Source organism: Streptomyces sp. NPDC053541 (assembly GCF_044544705.1).
Taxonomy (GTDB): Bacteria; Actinomycetota; Actinomycetes; order Streptomycetales; family Streptomycetaceae; genus Streptomyces.
The window spans coordinates 346,974-365,667 of the sequence record NZ_JBITXM010000006.1; the positions used below are offsets into that span (position 1 = coordinate 346,974).

Annotated in this window: 19 protein-coding genes and 1 riboswitch; of the genes, 11 read left to right on the top strand and 8 right to left on the bottom strand. The window is 74.3% G+C overall.

Annotated features, from left to right (window positions below):
- Positions 1–18 precede the first annotated feature (18 nt).
- From ACIGW2_RS18010 to ACIGW2_RS18020, 3 genes are all read right to left on the bottom strand, one after another.
- Complete coding sequence (locus tag ACIGW2_RS18010; RefSeq protein WP_356064450.1) at positions 19–420, bottom strand: DUF3040 domain-containing protein; 402 nt, start codon at positions 418–420, stop codon at positions 19–21.
- Positions 421–829: 409 nt separating this feature from the next.
- Positions 830–1,618, bottom strand: coding sequence for a class I SAM-dependent methyltransferase (locus ACIGW2_RS18015; RefSeq protein WP_391654540.1), 789 nt, complete (start codon positions 1,616–1,618; stop codon positions 830–832).
- A 66-nt stretch (positions 1,619–1,684) separates the two neighbouring features.
- Positions 1,685–2,215: an SAV_6107 family HEPN domain-containing protein gene (locus ACIGW2_RS18020; RefSeq protein ID WP_356064455.1), complete on the bottom strand. Its 531-nt coding sequence runs from the start codon at positions 2,213–2,215 to the stop codon at positions 1,685–1,687.
- A 150-nt stretch (positions 2,216–2,365) separates the two neighbouring features.
- Between ACIGW2_RS18020 and ACIGW2_RS18025 the strand changes: the two genes are divergently transcribed.
- From ACIGW2_RS18025 to ACIGW2_RS18045, 5 genes are all read left to right on the top strand, one after another.
- Entirely contained in the window at positions 2,366–3,268 is a 903-nt protein-coding gene (locus tag ACIGW2_RS18025) for an ATP-binding cassette domain-containing protein (RefSeq protein WP_399844411.1), read from the top strand.
- Positions 3,255–5,342 carry a YhgE/Pip family protein gene (locus ACIGW2_RS18030; protein WP_391654538.1) on the top strand — a complete coding sequence of 696 codons (2,088 nt, stop codon included), beginning with the start codon at positions 3,255–3,257 and terminating at the stop codon, positions 5,340–5,342. Before ACIGW2_RS18025 ends, ACIGW2_RS18030 begins: the two co-directional genes overlap by 14 nt.
- Before the next feature lie 19 nt (positions 5,343–5,361).
- Positions 5,362–5,973 carry a TetR/AcrR family transcriptional regulator gene (locus ACIGW2_RS18035; protein WP_391654537.1) on the top strand — a complete coding sequence of 204 codons (612 nt, stop codon included), beginning with the start codon at positions 5,362–5,364 and terminating at the stop codon, positions 5,971–5,973.
- 325 nt (positions 5,974–6,298) lie between these two features.
- Positions 6,299–6,916 carry a DUF4126 domain-containing protein gene (locus ACIGW2_RS18040; RefSeq protein ID WP_391654536.1) on the top strand — a complete coding sequence of 206 codons (618 nt, stop codon included), beginning with the start codon at positions 6,299–6,301 and terminating at the stop codon, positions 6,914–6,916.
- A gap of 31 nt (positions 6,917–6,947) precedes the next feature.
- Positions 6,948–8,381, top strand: a complete 1,434-nt coding sequence (locus ACIGW2_RS18045) for a phytoene desaturase family protein (RefSeq protein WP_399844414.1) — start codon at positions 6,948–6,950, stop codon at positions 8,379–8,381.
- A 22-nt stretch (positions 8,382–8,403) separates the two neighbouring features.
- On the opposite strand, the gene ACIGW2_RS18050 is transcribed toward ACIGW2_RS18045, so the two are convergent.
- From ACIGW2_RS18050 to ACIGW2_RS18070, 5 genes are all read right to left on the bottom strand, one after another.
- Positions 8,404–9,222 (bottom strand): hypothetical protein, encoded by an 819-nt coding sequence (locus ACIGW2_RS18050; protein ID WP_399844416.1) that lies wholly within the window; start codon positions 9,220–9,222, stop codon positions 8,404–8,406.
- A gap of 51 nt (positions 9,223–9,273) precedes the next feature.
- Entirely contained in the window at positions 9,274–10,191 is a 918-nt protein-coding gene (metF, locus tag ACIGW2_RS18055; protein WP_356064470.1) for a methylenetetrahydrofolate reductase [NAD(P)H], read from the bottom strand.
- 94 nt (positions 10,192–10,285) lie between these two features.
- Entirely contained in the window at positions 10,286–10,936 is a 651-nt protein-coding gene (gene thiE, locus ACIGW2_RS18060; protein WP_361586979.1) for a thiamine phosphate synthase, read from the bottom strand.
- Positions 10,937–11,045: 109 nt separating this feature from the next.
- Positions 11,046–11,420, bottom strand: a complete 375-nt coding sequence (locus ACIGW2_RS18065; protein WP_356064476.1) for an Rv2175c family DNA-binding protein — start codon at positions 11,418–11,420, stop codon at positions 11,046–11,048.
- Positions 11,421–11,463: 43 nt separating this feature from the next.
- Positions 11,464–12,690 carry an FAD-dependent oxidoreductase gene (locus tag ACIGW2_RS18070; RefSeq protein ID WP_361586982.1) on the bottom strand — a complete coding sequence of 409 codons (1,227 nt, stop codon included), beginning with the start codon at positions 12,688–12,690 and terminating at the stop codon, positions 11,464–11,466.
- An 83-nt stretch (positions 12,691–12,773) separates the two neighbouring features.
- Positions 12,774–12,886: riboswitch (TPP riboswitch) on the top strand.
- Here ACIGW2_RS18070 and thiO point away from each other — a divergent pair.
- The 6 genes from thiO to ACIGW2_RS18100 all read left to right on the top strand — a co-directional run bounded on the left by thiO (position 12,884) and on the right by ACIGW2_RS18100 (position 18,688).
- Entirely contained in the window at positions 12,884–14,083 is a 1,200-nt protein-coding gene (gene thiO / locus ACIGW2_RS18075) for a glycine oxidase ThiO (RefSeq protein ID WP_391654530.1), read from the top strand. Its footprint overlaps the riboswitch before it by 3 nt.
- Complete coding sequence (gene thiS, locus ACIGW2_RS18080) at positions 14,080–14,280, top strand: sulfur carrier protein ThiS (protein ID WP_356064485.1); 201 nt, start codon at positions 14,080–14,082, stop codon at positions 14,278–14,280. Before thiO ends, thiS begins: the two co-directional genes overlap by 4 nt.
- A gap of 5 nt (positions 14,281–14,285) precedes the next feature.
- Positions 14,286–15,080 (top strand): thiazole synthase, encoded by a 795-nt coding sequence (locus ACIGW2_RS18085; protein ID WP_399844420.1) that lies wholly within the window; start codon positions 14,286–14,288, stop codon positions 15,078–15,080.
- A 91-nt stretch (positions 15,081–15,171) separates the two neighbouring features.
- Positions 15,172–17,136, top strand: coding sequence for a Stk1 family PASTA domain-containing Ser/Thr kinase (pknB, locus tag ACIGW2_RS18090; RefSeq protein ID WP_391654528.1), 1,965 nt, complete (start codon positions 15,172–15,174; stop codon positions 17,134–17,136).
- Positions 17,137–17,141: 5 nt separating this feature from the next.
- Positions 17,142–18,026 (top strand): deoxyribonuclease IV, encoded by an 885-nt coding sequence (locus tag ACIGW2_RS18095; RefSeq protein WP_399844422.1) that lies wholly within the window; start codon positions 17,142–17,144, stop codon positions 18,024–18,026.
- An 83-nt stretch (positions 18,027–18,109) separates the two neighbouring features.
- Complete coding sequence (locus ACIGW2_RS18100) at positions 18,110–18,688, top strand: DUF4396 domain-containing protein (RefSeq protein WP_399844424.1); 579 nt, start codon at positions 18,110–18,112, stop codon at positions 18,686–18,688.
- Positions 18,689–18,694: the final 6 nt, after the last annotated feature.

Here is an 18,694-nt window from a genome sequence, read left to right on the forward strand (position 1 = left end):
TCGGGGCGAGGAGACGACCTAGTGGTGGCCGCCGCCCTGCTGTTCGTCGCGGCGGCGCTGCCACCGCTCTTCGATGCGGGTCATCATCGAGCGGCGCTGCCGGGCCTGCCGGCCGCCGCCGGCGGACCGCCCGTGTTCTCCGGGCTTGGGCGCCTTGCGCCATCCGGTGACCGCCAGGACCGCACAGCCCAGCATGATGAGGAAGCCCACCACGCTGATGATCCAGTACTCCTGGACGATCATTCCGGCCATGAGGAGCGCGATACCCACCAGGAAGCCGGCGACCGCCTGGTAGACCCGTCGCCGGGTGTACGTACGCAGCCCGCTTCCCTCGAGCGCTGTCGCGAACTTGGGATCTTCGGCGTACAGCGCTCGCTCCATCTGCTCGAGCATTCGCTGCTCGTGCTCCGAGAGCGGCACGGAGTCCTCCTCGTCGTCGGTCGCGGGGGCGACCGGTTTGCGGCCCTTTCAGGATAGGCAGGGAATCGCCCCCGTGAAACCCGCCCTCAATGCCAAATCGCCAACCGGGCCGCCATGCGGTTCGGATGCTGAGGCGTTGATTCCCCAGGCCCTTCCCCGTCATGCCGGATGGTGTCCCTCGATCATACGGGGACACGTCCCCGTACGGGCGGCCTGTGGCGTACTCCATCCGCGACTGCGCCGCTGCTCAGCGCATACGGCGGTGGCCCCGGGGCGCGCCCCCCGGGCCCCCCCCGGCGGGGGGGCGGGGCGGGGCGCCGCCCCCCCCCCCCCCCCCCGCGCCCCCCCCCGGGGGGGGGGGCCCGGGGGCCGCGCCCCGGGGCCACCGCCGTGCGGGTGGACGGGCCGGTCAGCCGCGCTTCTCGCCCAGAACGTGCAGCTGGGTCGCGACCGAGTGGAAGGCGGACAGCTCCGCGGCGGCGGCCTCAAGCCGGAGCAGCGCCTCGGCCGCGCCCGGCTCGGTGTCGACCAGGACGCCGGGGACCAGGTCGGCGAAGATCCGCACGCCGTGCACCGCGCCGACGTCGAGCCCGGCCTGGCCGGCCAGGGCCGTGAGCTGCTCGGCGGTGAACCGCCGCGGCACCGGGTCGCCCTCGCCCCAGCGTCCGTCCGGGTCGCCGAGCGCGTGCCGGGCCTCGGTGAAGTGGCCGGCGAGCGCCCGGGCCAGGACGGCTCCGCCGAGTCCGGCGGCGAGCAGGCTGAGGCTGCCGCCGGGGCGGAGCGCGGCGACGGCGTTGCGGACGCCCTCGGCGGGGTCGTCCACGTACTCCAGGACGCCGTGGCAGAGCACCGCGTCGAAGCCCTCGCGCTCCACCACGTCGAACAGGCCACGGATGTCCCCCTGCACGCCCTGCACCCGGTCGGCGACGCCGGCCTCGGCGGCGCGCCGCTCCAGGGCGAAGAGCGCGTTGGGGCTGGGGTCGACGACGGTCACCCGGTGGCCGAGCCGGGCCACCGGGACCGCGAAGTTGCCGGAGCCGCCGCCCGTGTCGAGGACATCGAGGCTGTCCTTCCCGGTGGCCTTGACCCGGCGGTCCAGGGCGTCTTTGAGGACGTCCCAGACGACGGCGGTGCGCAGGGAGGCGCGCGACGGGCGCGAAGTCGCCTCTCGACCGGAGGCGGGGGAAGGGTCCGACACGGCTGTTGACTCCTCGGTGACGGGTGCGAACGTCCCCACCCTATGGCCTGGGACGGGCCGCGCGGATCATCCGGCGGCCTCCTCGGCGCCGGGCTGGCGCGGCAGCACCGGCTGGAGCACGAGCATGCGCTCCACCAGGCGCAGGAACACGCCCGCGTCCCTGATCAGGTCGTCGGCGTCGCGGTGGGTCGCCGCGCCGGTGATGCCGGCCTCGGCGCGGGCGCGCCGCTCGGCGCCCGCGGCGAACAGCGCGCTCCACTCGCCGAGCTCGGGGGCTATCTCGGGCAGCACGTCCCAGGTGCTGCGGATGCGCGCCCGCTTGCGGGGGTCGCGCTCGGGCCGGCCGCGGGCGGCGAGCACGGCGGCGGCGGTGCGCAGGGCGGCGAGGTGGGCGGTGGCGTAGCGCTCGTGGGGCATGTCCAGCGCGGCGGCCTCGTCGAGTCCGGCCCGCGCCTTGGCGAGCAGGTCGAGGGCGGCGGGCGGTGCCGAGGTGCGGCGCAGGACCGGGTGGATGTCGGACGCGGGTCCGAGCTGGGCGGGGGCGGAGCGGCGCGCGCTGGGGCGCCGGGATGCGGCTGCGGCGGAGTGGCCGGCCATGACGAGCCTCCTGTCGTCGGGTGACGGCGCTGTGGCCGTATGTGTTCATCGTGCACCGCACCACTGACAATCCCGCTGACCTGGCCTTTTGCCAGTTCGCCGACTCGGCGGTAACTTTTTGCACTGACTGGTCAGTTCAAAAGAGGGGGGATGGTGGAAGCGAACCACGGCGCCGCCGTCGTCGCGGACGGATTCGGGCTGAAGGGACCGCGCGGCTGGGCGTTCCGGGGGATCGGCTTCGAGGCCGCGCCCGGCAGCCTGGTGGCGATCGAGGGCCCGTCCGGTTCCGGCCGCACCTGTCTGCTGCTCGCGCTCACCGGCCGGATGAAGACCCACGAGGGCCATGCCGAGGTGGCCGGGCTCCGGCTGCCCCGCAAGATGGCGGCCGTGCGCCGGATCAGCGCGCTGGGCCCGGTCCCCGGGGTCAGCGAGCTCGACCCGGCCTTCACGGTCGCCGAGCACCTGCGCGAGCGGGCCCTCCTCCAGCGCCGCTTCGACGGCAGCCTGAAGGGCCTGCTCCGCCCGCCCTCCGAGCGGGCCGCCGCCACCCGGGACCGGATCGACGCGGCCCTGGCCGCCGCCGGGCTCGACACCGCGAGCCTGCCCAAGGCCGAGCGGACCTCGGTGCGCGACCTGGAGCGCCTGGAGGCGCTGCGGCTCTCCGTGGCCCTGGCGCTGATCGGCCGCCCCCGGCTGCTGGCCCTGGACGACGCCGACCTCAAGCTCTCCGACGCCGACCGCGCCGAGGCCTGGGAGCTGCTGCGCTCCGTCGCCGCCGCCGGCACCACCGTCCTCGCGGTGTGCAGCGAGGCCCCCGAGGACGCCCTGAAGGTCTCCACCACCTCGACCCCGGCGCCGGCCCCGGCCGCGCGGCCCGCCGAGCCGGAGCCCGACCCGAAGCCGAAGCCGGAGCCCAACCCGAAGCCGGAGCCCGAGCCCGCGGAGCCCGCCGAGGCCGACGCCGAGAACCCGGCCGCCGACACTCCCACGCCAACGCCCACGCCCACGACCACGACCGAGAAGAACAAGGGGGAAGCCGATGCGCTCGCCTGAGCTCGCCGCGCTCGAGCTGAAGCGGTTCGGCAGGGGGAAGCTCCCGCGCGCCGCGATGGTCGCGATCCTGCTGCTGCCGCTGCTGTACGGCGCGCTGTACCTGTGGTCGTTCTGGGACCCGTACAGCAGGCTCGACAAGATCCCCGTCGCCCTGGTCAACGAGGACAAGGGCGCCACGGCCGGTGGTCAGCGGATCACCGCGGGCGCCGACATCACCGAGAAGCTGCGCGAGAGCGCCGTCTTCGAGTGGCACGAGGTCAGCGACGCCGAGGCGGCGAAGGGCGTCGAGGACGGGACGTACTACCTGTCCCTCACCATGCCGTCCGACTTCAGCGCGCGGATCGCCTCCAGCTCCGGTGACTCCCCCGAGACCGGCGCCCTGCGGGTCCGTACGAACGACGCCAACAACTACATCGTCGGCCAGATCTCCCGGACGGTCTTCTCCGAGGTGCGCACCGCCGCCTCCACCAAGTCCTCCCGGAGCTTCCTCGACAAGATCTTCATCTCCTTCTCCGACCTGCACGACGCCACCGCCGAGGCGGCCAAGGGCGCCGGCGAGCTCAAGGAGGGCGCCGACAAGGCCAAGGCGGGCTCCAAGAAGCTGGCCGACGGCCTGAAGGACGCCAAGAAGGGCAGCGGCGACCTGGCCTCCGGCATCACCAAGCTGGACAAGGGCGCCAAGGACCTGGAGTCCGGCTCGCGCAAGGTGGCCAACGGCACCCAGCAGCTCGCCGACAAGGTGAACGGCACCGCCGACAAGGTCCGCCCCTACCTCGCGAACAACGGCAGGTCGATCCGCGACAGCGCCCGGCTGGTCTCCGACTCGGCCACCGCCGTCCAGCACAACCTGAAGGAGCTGACGCGCGCCGCGCCGGTCGCCCGCGCCGCCGCCCACAAGGCCGACGACGACCTCTCCGCGTACTACGCCACGCACTGCACGAACAACCCGCTGCCCGACACCAAGGGCTGCGAACTGCTCAAGAAGGCCTCGGTCAGCGCCGACGACGTCGCCAGGATCGCCGACGACCTGCACGAGCTGACCAAGGACAGCAAGGGCGACCTCAAGGCCCTCGACGCCCGGCTCACCAAGCTGAAGAAGGACGCCGACGAGCTGGCCCGGCGCGCCCCGCACCTCGACGAGGACGTCGAGGGCGCCATCAAGAAGATCAACGAGCTCAACCGGGGCGCCCACCAGGTCGCCGCCGGCGCCGACCGGCTGCACACCGGCCTGACCCAGGCGCGCACCGGTTCCACCAGCCTCGACACCGGCGTCGGCCGGCTCAAGAAGGGCGCGGGCGAGCTGAACGGCGGCCTGTTCAAGCTGGCCGACGGCTCGGGTGAGCTGGCCACCGGGCTCAGCGACGGCGTGAAGCAGATCCCCGACTACGACAAGCAGGACCGGGACCGCCGCACCGAGGTGATGTCCGACCCGGTCAAGCTGGCCGCCCAGTCGATGCACAAGGCGCCCAACTACGGCACCGGCTTCGCCCCGTACTTCATCCCGCTCTCCCTCTGGGTCGGCGCCATGGTCGCGTACATGATCATCCAGCCGCTCAACCGGCGGGCGCTCGCCGCCGGCGCCTCCGCCTGGCGGATCGCGCTCGCGGGCTGGCTCCCGGTCGCCGCGATCGGCGTGCTCCAGGTGGCCGCGCTGATGTCGGTGCTGCACTGGGGCCTGGGCCTGCAGATGGCCAGGGCCGCCGGCACCGTCGGCTTCCTCGCCCTGGTGACCTGCTGCTTCGCCGCCATCATCCAGTGGCTCAACGCCCGCTTCGGCGCGGCCGGCCGGATCCTGGTGCTCGCGGTCCTGATGCTCCAGCTGACCTCGGCGGGCGGCACCTACCCCGTCCAGACCAGCCCGGGCTTCTTCAACGCGATCCACCCGTACCTGCCGATGACCTACGTCGTCGAGGCACTGCGCCGGCTCATCACGGGCGGCGGCATCGGACCGGTCTGGCAGGCCGTCGCCGTCCTCGCCGCCTTCACCGCGGGGGCGCTCGCCCTGACCGCGCTCTCCGCCCGCCGGAAGCAGGTGTGGACCCTGGACCGGCTCCACCCCGAACTGTCGCTCTGAACCTGTGAGAATCAAGGCCATGGACAGCAGCAGCACCAGACGGCAGACGACCCGCGCCAAGCTCTACGAAGCCGCCGTCACCCTCATCGCCGAGCAGGGCTTCTCGGCGACCACGGTGGACGAGATCGCCGAGCGGGCGGGCGTCGCCAAGGGCACGGTCTACTACAACTTCAAGAGCAAGACCGAGCTCTTCGAGGAGCTGCTGCGGCACGGCGTCTCGCTGCTCGCCGGATCGCTGCGGGCGGCGGCCGAGGAGACCGCGGAGCGCGGCGGCAGCCGGATCGAGGCGCTGGACGCGATGATCCGGGCCGGTCTGGTCTTCATCGACCGCTACCCGGCCTTCACCCAGCTGTACGTGGCCGAGCTGTGGCGCACCGGCCGGGCCTGGAACTCCACCCTCCTGGTGGTGCGCCAGGAGGCGGTCGCGGTGGTCGAGAACGTGCTGCGCGAGGGCGTGGCGGCGGGTGAGTTCGACGGCGGGATCGACGTGCCGCTGACCGCCTCCGCGCTGGTGGGCATGGTCCTGGTGGCCGCGCTCGACTGGCAGGCCTTCCAGAGCGAGCGGTCCCTGGACGACGTGCACGCCGCGCTCTCCCGGCTGCTGCACGGGCGCGTCAGCGGCGGCTGCTGACCGCGACAAGGACGTCGAAAGGACCGGACAAGGGGCCGGGACACGGACCGGGAAAGGGACCAGGGAAAGGAAAGGCGCCGGTCCGGCGAGGCTCGATCCCCCCGAGCCTCGCCGGACCGGCGCTTCTTCCGTTCCCCCGTGTCCCCCGTGCTTCCCCCGTGCCGGCAGGCGCGCGGCCCCGTTCCGCCGCCCCGTGCCGGCGGTCCCGGAGCCGCGCCCCTCCCGTGCGCTCCACTCTCCCCTCCGCGCAGGTCACGGCCCATCCGCGCACCTACTCATCTCGACGCCTAGGTACGGATACTCAGAGCTGGCTACGATCGCGGGCGTGTCCGTACTCCCCCTGGTCTTCACGAGCGGCTGGGCGAGCGGGATCAACGCGTACGCGGTGGTCCTGCTGCTCGGCGTCTTCGGCGTCACCGGCCTCACCGACGAGGTGCCCGAGGCGCTGCAGCGCCCCGACGTCCTCATCGCCGCCGGCGTCCTCTTCCTGTGCGAGGCGGTGGCGGACAAGATCCCGTACGTCGACTCGGTATGGGACTCCGTCCACACGGTGATCCGGCCGATCAGCGGGGCGGTGGTGGCGGCGCTCCTCGCCGGCCAGTCCGGTTCGCTGCCGGAGCTGGCGGCGGGGGCGGTCGGCGGCACGACGGCGCTGCTGAGCCACTTCGTCAAGGCCGGCACCCGGATGGCGATCAACACCTCGCCCGAGCCCGCCTCCAACATCGTGGTGTCCACGGCGGAGGACCTCGGTGTCGCCGCGATCGTCACCTTCGCGATCTTCCACCCGGTCGCCGCCGCGGTGATCGCGGCGACGCTGCTGGTGCTGGGCCTGGTGATACTGGCCTTCCTCGCCCACCGGATCCGGCGGTTCTGGCGGCGCAGGGCGCAGCGCCGGGAGGAGAAGCGGCTGGCGGCCGCCCAGGCGCACCCGCCTTCCCGCTGAGCCGTCGGCGGGGACCTATAGGGTCCCTGACATGGCAAGGATTGTGGTGATCGGCGCGGGTCTGGGCGCCATGGCGGCGGCCGCGCGACTGGCGGTCGCCGGGCACGCGGTGACGGTGTACGAGAAGACGTCGACGTACGGCGGCGCGGTCGGGCGCTTCGAGCGCGACGGCTTCGCGTTCGACACCGGCCCTGGGCTGCTGCACCTGCCCGCCGTCTACCGGGACCTGTTCGTGAAGACGGGCAAGGAGCCGCTCGAGGAGTGCGTCGCGCTGACGCAGGTCGATCCGGCGGCCCGCCACGTCTTCGCGGACGGCACCCGCGTCGACCTGCCGAACGCCTCGCGGGCGGGCACGGTCGCCGCCCTGGACGCCGCGCTCGGCGCCGGCGCGGGCGAGCGCTGGGGCGACTTCCTGGTGCGGGCCCGCGAGGCCTGGGACCGGACCCGGCGCCCGCTCCTGGAGGAGCCGCAGCCGGCCGACCCGGCCCCGCTCGCCCGCGAGCCGTACCCGGCCCTGAAGGCGGGCCTGCTGCGCCGCCCGACGACGACGCTCGCGCAGGTCGGGGCGCGTGAGCTGCGCGACCCGCGGCTCGTCGCGCTGCTCGACTCGTACGCGTGGAGCTACGGATTCGACCCGGCGACGGCCCCGGCGTCGGCGGCCGTCCTGCCGTACATGGAGCAGACCTTCGGCAGCTGGTACGTGGCCGGGGGCCTGCGGGCGCTGGCGGACGCGGTGTACGAGCGGTGCCGGAAGCGGCGGGTGGAGTTCGTGTTCGACGCGCCCGTCGTGGAGGTCGTGGAGAAGGACGGTCGGGCGGCCGGCGTCCGGCTCGCCGGGGGCGAGACGGTCGAGGCCGATCACGTGGTGTCCGGGGCGCCGGTGCCGGCGCTCCGCCGCGACCAGGTCGTGGCCGGCGGGCGCGGCGGTGACCGGCTGGGCGACCAGGCCCCCGGCACGGGCCGGGTGACGGTCTGTCTGGCGCTGCGCGGGGCCCGGGAGGCGGACGCGGTCCACCGGACCGTCGTGCACGCCTCCGCCGACCTGCCGACGGTGACCGTGCTCCGGCCGGACGACCCGGCGCTGCGCCCGGACGGTGCGTACGAGTCGGTGACGGTCACGGCGACCGTGCGGACGGGCCCCGGCCCGTACGGGGAGTCCTTCGCCGGCCGGATGGTCGAGGCGGCCGGGCGGGCGGTGCCGGGGCTCGCGGACCGGCTGCTCTGGCGGCACGTGCGCACCCCGGACGACACGCTGCACGACACCGGCGTCGCCGAGGTGCCCGGTCCCGCGCTGGCCGGGGCGGGCGGGCGGTACCTCCCGGCGGCCAACGTCTCCCCGCTCACCGGCCTCCACTTCGCCGGCGGCTGGGCCCACCCCGGCGGCGGGCTCGCCCACGCCGGGATGTCCGGGGCCCTGGTGGCCGGGCTGATCGTGGAGGGCGCGGACTTCCGCGGCTCGCAGTGAGCGGCCGGCCCCGGCGGCGGGGTCAGCGGTACTGCTGGTGGTCCCCGCCGTTGCCGTAGTAACCCTGCTGGTCCTGGTAGTGCGGGTCCTGCTCGGTGTCCCGCTGCTGCGGGACCCAGACGCCGCCGGGCGGGGTGTCGTAGGTGTACGAGGGGGCGTACGGGTCGGCGTACGGCTGCTGGTAGCCGCCGTCGTACGGGCCGGTGGCCGCGTACTGCTGGCCGCCGATGTACGGGTCGGAGTAGGCCGCGTAACTCTGCTGGTCGCCGGTGCCGTAGTCGTAGACGGGCTGCTGCTGGTCGTAGCCGGCGGCGTAGGGGGCCGCGTACGGGTCGGCGTACGGCTGCTGCTGGTCGTAGGAGGTGCCGTAGACGCCGTACTGCCCGGTGTCCTCGGGCATCGGCTCGGGCTCGTACACGGCGGCCGGATCGGCGGCGTGCCCGGCCGGATCGCCGTAGCCGCCCTGCTCCCGGTCCTCCGGGTCCCGGTCGTGGCCCTCGTCGTAGCTGAGGTCGGTGACCTCCAGGGTCGGGCCGGTCTTGCGCTCGGCGGCCTTGGCGGACCTGCGGCGGCGGCTCGCACCGGGGTTGCCGCCGAGGGCCCAGCCGGTGGAGAAGCCGCGCCGGAAGGAGAGCGTCACATAGGTCTGGCCGACGGCGAAGACGCCCGCGCCGATGACGATCACCACGGTCGACGGGATCAGGACGCCGATGACGACGCCGAGGAACCCGGCGAAGGCGAGCAGCCGCCAGCGCAGTCGCGCCTTGTACTGGAGCAGCACCTCACCGAGGAGCCACAGCGCGACCACGCCGAACGCGATGTAGAGGACCGTCCACCCCATGCCCGCCCCTCTCCTACGGCCTCCGCCGCGGGTCGGGGCGGCTGTGGCCGGTCACGACTGCTGGTGCAGTCCGAGATTCTCGTAGATCTCGAGCGTCGCCCTGGAGTTGTTCAGCGTGATGAAGTGCAGCCCGGGGACACCCTCGGACAGCAGCCGCGCGCAGAACTCCGTCGCGAACTCGATGCCCATGGAGCGTACAGCGGCCGGATCGTCCTTGACGGCGAGGATCCGTTCTTTCACGTCCGCGGGGAAGACGGCGTTGCTCAGGGTGGGCAGCCGGTCCAGGGTCTTCACGCTGACCACGGGCATGACCTCGGGGATGATCGGGGTCTCGCAGCCGGCCTTCTGCACGCTGTCGCGCAGCCGCAGATAGGCCTCTGGGTCGAAGAACATCTGGGTGATCGCGTAGTCGGCGCCGGCCCGGCACTTGTCCACGAAGTGCCGGACGTCGGTGTCCCAGTCCTCGGAGCGCGGGTGCATCTCGGGGAAGGCGGCGACGCCCACGCAGAAGTCGCCGGACTCCTTGATCAGCCGCACGAGGTCGGCGGCGTAGCGCACGCCCTCGGGGTGGGCTACCCACTCGCCGAGCGGGTCGCCCGGCGGGTCGCCGCGCACGGCGAGCATGTTGCGGATGCCGGCGTCGGCGTACTGGCCGAGGATGTTGCGCAGTTCGGCGACCGAGTGGTCGACGGCGGTGAGGTGGGCGACCGGGGTGAGGGTCGTGTCGGAGGCGATCTTCTGGGTGGCCTTGACGGTGCCGCCGCGGGTGGAGCCGCCGGCGCCGTAGGTCACGGACACGAAGCTGGGTGCGACCGCCTCGATCCGGCGCATGGCGTTCCAGAGGCTCTGCTCGCTCTTCTCGGTCCGGGGCGCGAAGAACTCGAACGAGTACGAGGTCTCCCCGGAGGCGAGGATGTCGCGCACGGTGCGTGCGCGGTCCGAGCGGACGGAAGCGGTTCCAAGGGCCATACGGGCAGGTTAGACGGAGTCCAGAAGAGCGGTGAAGCAGCGTCCGCCCTGTGGACACGTTTCCGGACACGCCGGGTCGTCCGGAACGGCCCGGTCAGGCCAGGCGCTCGCGGACTCGCTTGGCGAGGGCGGCCGCGGCGGCGGCCGGGTCGGCGGCCTCGGTGATCGCGCGGACCACGACGATCCGGCGGGCGCCGGCGTCCAGGACCTCGTCGAGGTTGGTCTCGTCGATGCCGCCGATGGCGAACCAGGGGCGGTCCTGGGCGAGGCCGGCGGCGTGCCGGACCAGGCCGAGGCCGGGGGCGTGCCGCCCGGGCTTGGTGGGGGTGGGCCAGCAGGGGCCGGTGCAGAAGTAGTCCACGCCGGGCTCGGCGGCGGCCGCGTCGACCTCGGCCTCGGCGTGGCAGGAGCGCCCGATGAGGACGTCCGCGCCGAGGATCGCGCGGGCGGCGGGCACCGGCAGGTCGCCCTGGCCGAGGTGCAGCACGTCGGAGCCGATGGCGTGGGCGACGTCGGCCCGGTCGTTGACGGCGAGGAGCTTGCCGTGCCGGCGGCAGGCCTCGGCGAACACGGCGAGGTGCTCCAGCTCCTCGGCCGCCTCCATGCCCTTGTCGCGCAGCTGCACGATGTCGACGCCGGAGGAGAGCACCGCGTCGAGGAACTCGGGCAGGTCGCCCTGGCGCCCACGGGCGTCGGTGCACAGGTAGAGGCGGGCGTCGGCGAGCCGCTCGCGAGGCGTGGACATTGGGTTCCCCCCGTCGGGTGGTGCCGGTGCCGGGCCGGCCGGTGGGGCCGGCCGGCCCGGCACCGCTGGTGGTGTCTTCGGTGCGTGCGTGCCTGGGGACCCTAACGGGTCAGACCGCGAGCGCCTGCGCGCGGCGCTTCACCTCCGTGCCGCGGTTCTCGTTGAGCGCCTGCGCCGGGGTGCCGGGCAGGGAGGGATCCGGGGTGAAGAGCCACTCCAGCATCTCCTCGTCCGTGAAGCCGTCGTCCCGCAGCAGCGTCAGCGTGCCGACCAGGCCCTTGACGACCTTGTCGCCCTGGATGAAGGCGGCCGGCACCTGGAGGATCTTCTCGCCGGGGCGCACCTCGCGGCGCACGGCGATGAGCTGGCCCTCCTTCACCAGCTGCCGCACGCGCGTCACCTCGACGTCGAGCATCTCCGCGATGTCCGGGAGGTAGAGCCAGTCGGGGACGAGAGCATCGGTCTTTGCGTCAATCTCGGTCACGGGACAAGCCTGCCATCCCGGACTGACAGCCGGTAGTCGAGCCCTATCGGACCGCCGCCTTCAGGGGTACGGCGGGGTCGGCGGCCCGCGCCGGGTCGACCGGGACGCGCTGCTCGATCAGCCGGCGGCCCTGGGCCAGGTCGCGGGGGCGGCCGACGGCGAGCAGGGCGACCGGGGTCCCCTCGCGCAGCCAGAGCACGGACCAGGCCGCGTCCGCGGGGTCGCCGCGCCACAGCAGGGTGTCGGCGGCGCCGTGGTGCCCGGCGTACTGGACGAAGCGCCCGAACTGCTCGGACCAGAAGTACGGGACGGGGTCGTACGGTTCGGGCGCGGCGCCGAGGATGTCGGCGGCCACGGTGCGGGGGCCCTGGAGGGCGTTGTCCCAGTGGTGCACGAGGAGCCGCTCGCCGTAGCGGGCGGAGGGGAAGGAGGCGCAGTCGCCGACCGCGTACACGTCGGGCAGGGAGGTGCGCAGCCGGTCGTCGGCGGTGAGCGCGCCACCGGGGTCGAGGGCTGCGCCGGAGCCGGTCAGCCAGTCGGTGGCGGGGCGGGCGCCGATGCCGACGACGACGGCGTCGGCGGGCAGGACGCGCCCGTCGGAGAGCCGCACCTCGCCGGGGGCCAGATGGGCCACGCGGGCGCCGGTGAGCAGGTCGGCGCCGCTCTCGGCGTACCAGGCGCGCATGGGGGCGGTGACCTCGGCGGGCAGGGCGCCGGCGAGGGGGCGGTCGGCGGCCTCGACGACGGTGACGGCGCAGCCGGCCTCGCGGGCGGCGGTGGCGAACTCGGCGCCGATCCAGCCGGCGCCGACGACCACGACGTCGTGGCGGCGCTCCAGGACGGGGCCGAGGCGGACGGCGTCGTCGAGGGTGCGCAGCAGGTGGACGCCGGGGACGCCTTCGGAGCCGGGCAGGGTGAGCGGGTGGGCGCCGGTGGCGACGACGAGGACGTCGTAGGGCACGGGGCCGTGCTCGGTGTCGACCTCGTGGTCGGCGGCGCGCAGGGCGGTGACCTCGACGCCGAGCCGGAGGTCGATGTCGAGGGCGGTGAAGTCGACGTCGAAGGCGGAGTCCTCGGCCTTGCCGAGCAGCACGGCCTTGGACAGCGGGGGCCGGTCGTAGGGCTGGTGGGGTTCGGCGCCGATGAGGGTGACGGGGCCGGTGAAGCCCTGTTCGCGCAGGGCGACGGCGGTCTGGACGCCCGCCATTCCCGCGCCGGCGATCACGACGCGCCGTTCGGTCGAGGACGGTGTCTGCTTCTGCTCGCTCACCCGACCACCTTACGCACCTGACGGACCGTCAGGAAGGGAGGGCCCCTGCGGGGGTCCGCGCCCTGCCGTTAGTCTGGCGGGCACGAAGCACTCGCGGGAGCCCGGACGCACCGGGCTGAGAGGGAGGCTGGCCGGCCTCCGACCGTACGAACCTGATCCGGGTCATGCCGGCGAAGGGAGGGGCTGGACGCCCATGTCGCGTACATCCGGTTCATCCGGCACATCCAGCACGTCCGCGGTCGACGAGACGCACGACGTCCTCGTCGTCGGGGGCGGCGTCATCGGCCTGGTCACGGCCTGGCGGGCGGCCCAGCGCGGCCTGCGGGTCGCCGTGGCCGACCCCGAACCGGGCGGCGGCGCCGCCCGGGTGGCGGCCGGGATGCTCGCCGCCGTCACGGAGCTCCACTACGGCGAGGAGACCCTGCTCGGCCTCAACCTCGCCTCCGCCCGCCGCTATCCGGCCTTCGTCGCCGAGCTCGCCGAGGCCACCGGGCACGAGGTCGGCTACCGCGCCTGCGGCACCCTCGCGGTCGCCCTGGACGCCGACGACCGGGCCCACCTGCGCGAGCTGCACGCCCTGCAGACCCGCTGCGGGCTCGCCTCCGAGTGGCTCAGCGGGCGCGACTGCCGCCGCCTGGAGCCCCTGCTGGCCCCCGGCGTGCGCGGCGGGCTGCGGGTGGACGGCGACCACCAGGTCGACCCGCGCCGGCTCGCCGACGCGCTGGTCACGGCCTGCGAGCGGGCCGGGGTGGCGCTGCGCCGGACCCGCGCCGAGCGCCTCACGGTGCACCGGGACCGGGCGGCCGGCGCGGTCCTCGCGGACGGCACCCGGATCGCCGCCGACCAGGTGGTGCTGGCCGCCGGCAGCCTGAGCGGCCGGCTCGACGGCGTGCCGTCCGAGGTGCTGCCGCCGGTGCGTCCGGTCAAGGGCCAGGTGCTGCGGCTGCGGGTGCCGCCCGCGTACGCGCCCTTCCTGTCCCGGACCGTCCGGGCCGTGGTCCGCGGCAGCCACGTCTACCTCGTCCCGCGCGAGAACGGCGAGCTGGTCGTCGGCGCCACCAGCGAGGAGCTCGGCTGGGACACCACGGTGACCGCCGGCGGGGTCTACGAGCTGCTGCGCGACGCGCACGAGCTGGTCCCCGGCATCACCGAGCTGCCGCTCACCGAGACCCGCGCCGGGCTGCGCCCCGGCTCCCCCGACAACGCGCCGCTGCTCGGCCCGAGCGCCCTGCCCGGCCTCCAGCTGGCCACCGGCCACTACCGCAACGGGGTGCTGCTCACCCCCGTCACCGGCGACGTCATGGCCGAGGCCCTGACCACCGGCGCGCTGCCGGACGAGGCCCGCGCCTTCACCGCCCGCCGCTTCTCCCCCGTACACCTGGAGCACGCATGAACGTGTCCGTGAACGGAGAGCCGCGAGAGCTCTCCCCCGGCCTGGCCCTCGACGCCCTGGTCGCCACCCTCACCACCGCCCCCTCCGGAGTGGCCGCCGCCGTCAACGAGACGGTCGTCCCGCGCAGCCAGTGGGCCGCGACGGCGCTCGCCGACGGCGACCGGGTCGAGGTGCTGACCGCGGTGCAGGGAGGCTGAGCACGATGTCCGACGACGTCTTCGCCCTCGGCGGCACCGACTTCTCCTCCCGCCTGATCATGGGCACCGGCGGGGCGCCCAGCCTCGACGTGCTCGAACGCGCGCTGGTCGCCAGCGGCACGGAGCTCACCACCGTCGCCATGCGCCGCCTGGACCCCGGGGTGCGCGGCTCGGTGCTCTCGGTCCTGCAGAAGCTCGGCATCCGGGTGCTGCCCAACACGGCCGGCTGCTTCACCGCCGGCGAGGCGGTGCTGACCGCGCGGCTCGCCCGCGAGGCGCTCGGCACCGCCTGGGTCAAGCTGGAGGTCATCGCCGACGAGCGGACCCTGCTGCCGGACCCCGTGGAGCTGCTCGACGCGGCGGAGACCCTGGTCGACGAGGGCTTCACGGTCCTGCCGTACACCAACGACGACCCGGTCCTCGCCCGCAAGCTGGAGGACGTGGGCTGCGCCGCGATCATGCCGCTCGGCTCGCCGATCGGCTCCGGCCTCGGCATCCGCAACCCGCACAACTTCCAGCTGATCACCGAGCGGGCCGGGGTGCCGGTGATCCTCGACGCGGGCGCCGGCACCGCCTCCGACGCGGCGCTCGCGATGGAGCTGGGCTGCTCGGCGGTCATGCTCGCCTCGGCGGTCACCCGCGCCCAGGAACCGGTCCTCATGGCCGCCGCCATGAAGCACGCCGTCGAGGCGGGCCGGCTGGCACACCGGGCGGGCCGCATCCCGCGCCGCCACTTCGCGGAGGCCTCCTCGCCGCAGGACGGCCTGGCCCGGCTCGACCCGGAGCGCCCCGCGTTCTGACCGCGCCGCGCCGACGGGGGTGCGTCACAGGTGCGCTGCAGTCGGGGCCGTACGGGAGGGGCCGCGGGCGGCGGCTCGTAGACTCGTCGCCGTGGACACGACCCTTCAGGACCCCCTCGTCGGGCGGCTGCTCGACGGCCGCTACCGCGTCGACGCGCGCATCGCCGTCGGCGGGATGGCCACGGTCTACCGGGCCGTCGACACCCGGCTCGACCGGGAGCTCGCGCTCAAGGTGATGCACCCCGACCTCGCCACCGACGCGGCCTTCGTGGAGCGCTTCATGCGCGAGGCCAAGTCGGTGGCGCGGCTCTCCCACCCCAATGTCGTCGGCGTCTTCGACCAGGGCGCGGACGGCGCGTACGTCTATCTCGCGATGGAGTACGTGGCCGGCTGCACCCTGCGCGACGTGCTGCGCGAGCGCGGGGCGCTGCGCCCGCGGGCGGCCCTGGACGTCCTGGAACCGGTGCTCGCCGCGCTCGGCGCCGCGCACCGCGCCGGGTTCGTGCACCGCGACATGAAGCCGGAGAACGTCCTGATAGGGGACGACGGCCGGGTGAAGGTCGCCGACTTCGGCCTGGTCCGTGCCGTGGGCTCGGCCACCGACACCACCGGCGCCGTCCTCGGCACCGTGTCCTACCTGGCCCCGGAGCAGATCGAGCACGGCACCGCCGACACCCGGGCCGACGTGTACGCGTGCGGGGTCGTCCTCTACGAGATGCTGACCGGCGCCAAGCCGCACTCCGGGGACACCCCGGCCCAGGTGCTCTACCAGCACCTCAACACCGACGTGCCCGCGCCCTCCGCCGCCGTGCCCGGCCTCGCGGTCGAGCTGGACGAGCTGGTGGCGAGCGCCACCGCCCGCAACCCCGAGGTCCGCCCGCACGACGCGGTCGCGCTGCTCGCACAGGCCCGCGAGGCGCGCGCCGCGCTCAGCGAGGAGCAGCTGGACGCCGAGCCGCCGCTCGCCCGGCCGGCCGCCGAGGGCGCCGGCCCGGAGGACCGCACCAGCGTGATCCCGCGGGTCCGGCCGCTGCCGGTCGAGCACATGCCGGTGGCGTCCGCTGCGGACCGGATGCCGGTCGAGCACACCAGCCTGCTGCCGGCCCCCGAGCCGACGCCGACGGCCCCGCCCGGCCGGCCCGGCGCGGGCGGGGCGGCCCGCCGCCGGCCACCGCGCGGCCCGCTGCTGATCGTCGCCGCCGTGCTGCTGGCCCTCGGCCTCGGCGCCGGCGTCTGGTACATCAACTCGGGCCAGTTCACCCGGGTCCCGGCCGTCCTCGGCCAGACCGAGGCGCAGGCCACGAAGCGCCTCGCGGACGCGGGCCTCGAGGTGGCCTCGACCAAGCGCGCGTTCAGCGACGTGTACGAGCGGGGCACGGTCATGGCCGTCGACCCGGGCCCGGGCGAGCGGATCCGCGGCAACGGCGCGGTGACCCTCACCCTGTCCCGCGGCCCGCGGGTCGTGAAGGTGCCCAACCTGAAGGGCACCCCGCTCGCCGAGGCGAAGAAGGTGCTGGCCGAGGAGGGCCTCGCGCCCGGCGTCGTGACGTACTCCTTCAGCGACTCGGTGGCCCAGGGCGCCGTGATCGGGACCGACCCGGAGCCGGGCACCGAGCGCAGCCCCGACTCGGCGATCGCGCTGGAGGTCAGCAAGGGCCGTCCGATCGACGTCCCGGACGTCCGGGGCGAAGCGGTCCCGGACGCCACGGCCGAGCTCCAGAAGGCCGGTCTGAAGGTGGTCGTCGCCACCGAGCGGGTCAACTCCCCGGAGCCCGCCGGCACGGTCGCCGCCCAGTCGCTGGCCGAGGGCAGCCGGGCCGCGCAGGGCGACACGATCACCCTGACCGTCTCCAAGGGCCCTCGGATGGTCGAGGTCCCCGACGTGGTCGGCGCCACGGCGGACGAGGCCCGGGCCGAGCTGGAGGCCGCGGGCTTCGAGGTGAAGGTCGAGAAGGAGTTCCCCTTCCTCGGCGACACCGTCGCCCGCCAGTCGGTCAGGGGCGGCGACACGGCCGCCGAGGGCTCCACCGTCACCATCACGCTCAAGGGGCTGTAGACCGCATGACCGAGCCCGCACAGGACCCGACCCGCGGCCGCGCCCGCAACCCCGTCGGCGGCCACGTCCCGGTGGCCGGCGGCCTGGCCAGGACCGGCCTCGCCTACGCGCGGGAGCTGGGCGCCGAGACCGTACAGGTCTTCGTGGCGAACCCGCGCGGCTGGGCCACCCCGGCCGGCAACCCGGCCGAGGACGAGCTGTTCCGCGCCGGGTGCGCCGAGCAGGGCCTCTCGGCCTGGGTGCACGCCCCGTACCTGATCAACTTCGGCTCGCACACCGGGGCCACCGTGGAGAAGTCGGTGGACTCGCTGCGGCACTCGCTGCGCCGGGCCCGGGCGATCGGCGCCCGCGGCGTGGTCGTGCACACCGGCTCGGCGACCGGGGGCCGGCCGCGGACGGAGGCGCTCGCTCAGGTGCGGAAGCGGATGCTGCCGCTGCTCGACGAGCTGACCCACCCGGACGACCCGGACCTGCTCCTGGAGTCCACGGCCGGGCAGGGCTCCTCGCTGTGCTCGCGGACCTGGGACTTCGGCCCGTACTTCGACGCGCTCGACCACCACCCCAAGCTGGGCGTCTGCCTGGACACCTGCCACGTCTTCGCCGCCGGGCACGACCTGGCGGGCCCGCACGGGGCCGGGCAGACCCTCGACCTGCTGGTCGGGACGGTCGGCGAAGGACGGCTGAAACTGATCCACGCCAACGACTCCAAGGACGTCGTCGGCGCGCACAAGGACCGGCACGCGAACATCGGGGCCGGCCACATCGGCCAGGAGGGCTTCCGCGCCCTGCTGCGGCACCCGGCCACGGCCGGGGTGCCGCTGGTCATCGAGACTCCGGGCGGCCCGCAGGGGCACAAGGCGGATGTGGAGCTTCTGAAGAAGCTGCGCTGAGGAAAACCCTTTTGAGGAATACCCTAGGGGGGTATAGCGTTTCCTGAGTACGGAGGAACCGCTACCCGAGCTTGGGGGCACTCATGGAGCACGACGCGCACGCCCACCACGAGCACCACGACACCCACCAGCAGCACGGGCACCACCAGGACCACACGGCACACGAGCACCACGAGGCGCACCAGCATCACGGTCACGACGGCCACCATGGTCACCACGGCCACGGCAAGGTGTCCTGGTCGATGGCGGCCCAGGCGACCCTGCACTGCCTCACCGGCTGCGCCATCGGCGAGGTCCTCGGCATGATCATCGGCACCGCGCTCGGCTGGGGCAACGTGCCGACCATGGTCCTCGCGATCGCCCTGGCCTTCTTCTTCGGCTACGCGCTCACCCTGCGCGGCATCCTGAAGGCCGGCGTCGACTTCACGACCGCGTTCAAGGTCGCGCTCGCCGCCGACACCCTGTCCATCACGGTCATGGAGATCATCGACAACAGCGTCATCGCGCTCTGGCCGGGCGCCATGGACGCGCACCTGTCGGACGCACTCTTCTGGATCGTCCTGGCGATCTCGCTCGCGGTCGCCTTCGTCCTGACGACCCCGGTCAACAAGTGGATGATCGGCCGCGGCAAGGGCCACGCGGTCGTGCACCAGTACCACTGACCGCCG

Excerpts from the sequence above, each read along its gene's own strand:
- ACIGW2_RS18025 (WP_399844411.1), top strand. The coding sequence starts at position 2,366 with ATGGTGGAAGCGAACCACGGCGCCGCCGTCGTCGCGGACGGATTCGGG.
- ACIGW2_RS18095 (WP_399844422.1), top strand. The coding sequence starts at position 17,142 with ATGACCGAGCCCGCACAGGACCCGACCCGCGGCCGCGCCCGCAACCCC.
- ACIGW2_RS18035 (WP_391654537.1), top strand. The coding sequence starts at position 5,362 with ATGGACAGCAGCAGCACCAGACGGCAGACGACCCGCGCCAAGCTCTAC.
- ACIGW2_RS18030 (WP_391654538.1), top strand. The coding sequence starts at position 3,255 with ATGCGCTCGCCTGAGCTCGCCGCGCTCGAGCTGAAGCGGTTCGGCAGG.
- ACIGW2_RS18020 (WP_356064455.1), bottom strand. The coding sequence starts at position 2,215 with ATGGCCGGCCACTCCGCCGCAGCCGCATCCCGGCGCCCCAGCGCGCGC.
- thiS (WP_356064485.1), top strand. The coding sequence starts at position 14,080 with ATGAACGTGTCCGTGAACGGAGAGCCGCGAGAGCTCTCCCCCGGCCTG.
- thiE (WP_361586979.1), bottom strand. The coding sequence starts at position 10,936 with ATGTCCACGCCTCGCGAGCGGCTCGCCGACGCCCGCCTCTACCTGTGC.
- metF (WP_356064470.1), bottom strand. The coding sequence starts at position 10,191 with ATGGCCCTTGGAACCGCTTCCGTCCGCTCGGACCGCGCACGCACCGTG.
- ACIGW2_RS18100 (WP_399844424.1), top strand. The coding sequence starts at position 18,110 with ATGGAGCACGACGCGCACGCCCACCACGAGCACCACGACACCCACCAG.
- thiO (WP_391654530.1), top strand. The coding sequence starts at position 12,884 with ATGTCGCGTACATCCGGTTCATCCGGCACATCCAGCACGTCCGCGGTC.
- ACIGW2_RS18050 (WP_399844416.1), bottom strand. The coding sequence starts at position 9,222 with ATGGGGTGGACGGTCCTCTACATCGCGTTCGGCGTGGTCGCGCTGTGG.
- ACIGW2_RS18045 (WP_399844414.1), top strand. The coding sequence starts at position 6,948 with ATGGCAAGGATTGTGGTGATCGGCGCGGGTCTGGGCGCCATGGCGGCG.
- ACIGW2_RS18085 (WP_399844420.1), top strand. The coding sequence starts at position 14,286 with ATGTCCGACGACGTCTTCGCCCTCGGCGGCACCGACTTCTCCTCCCGC.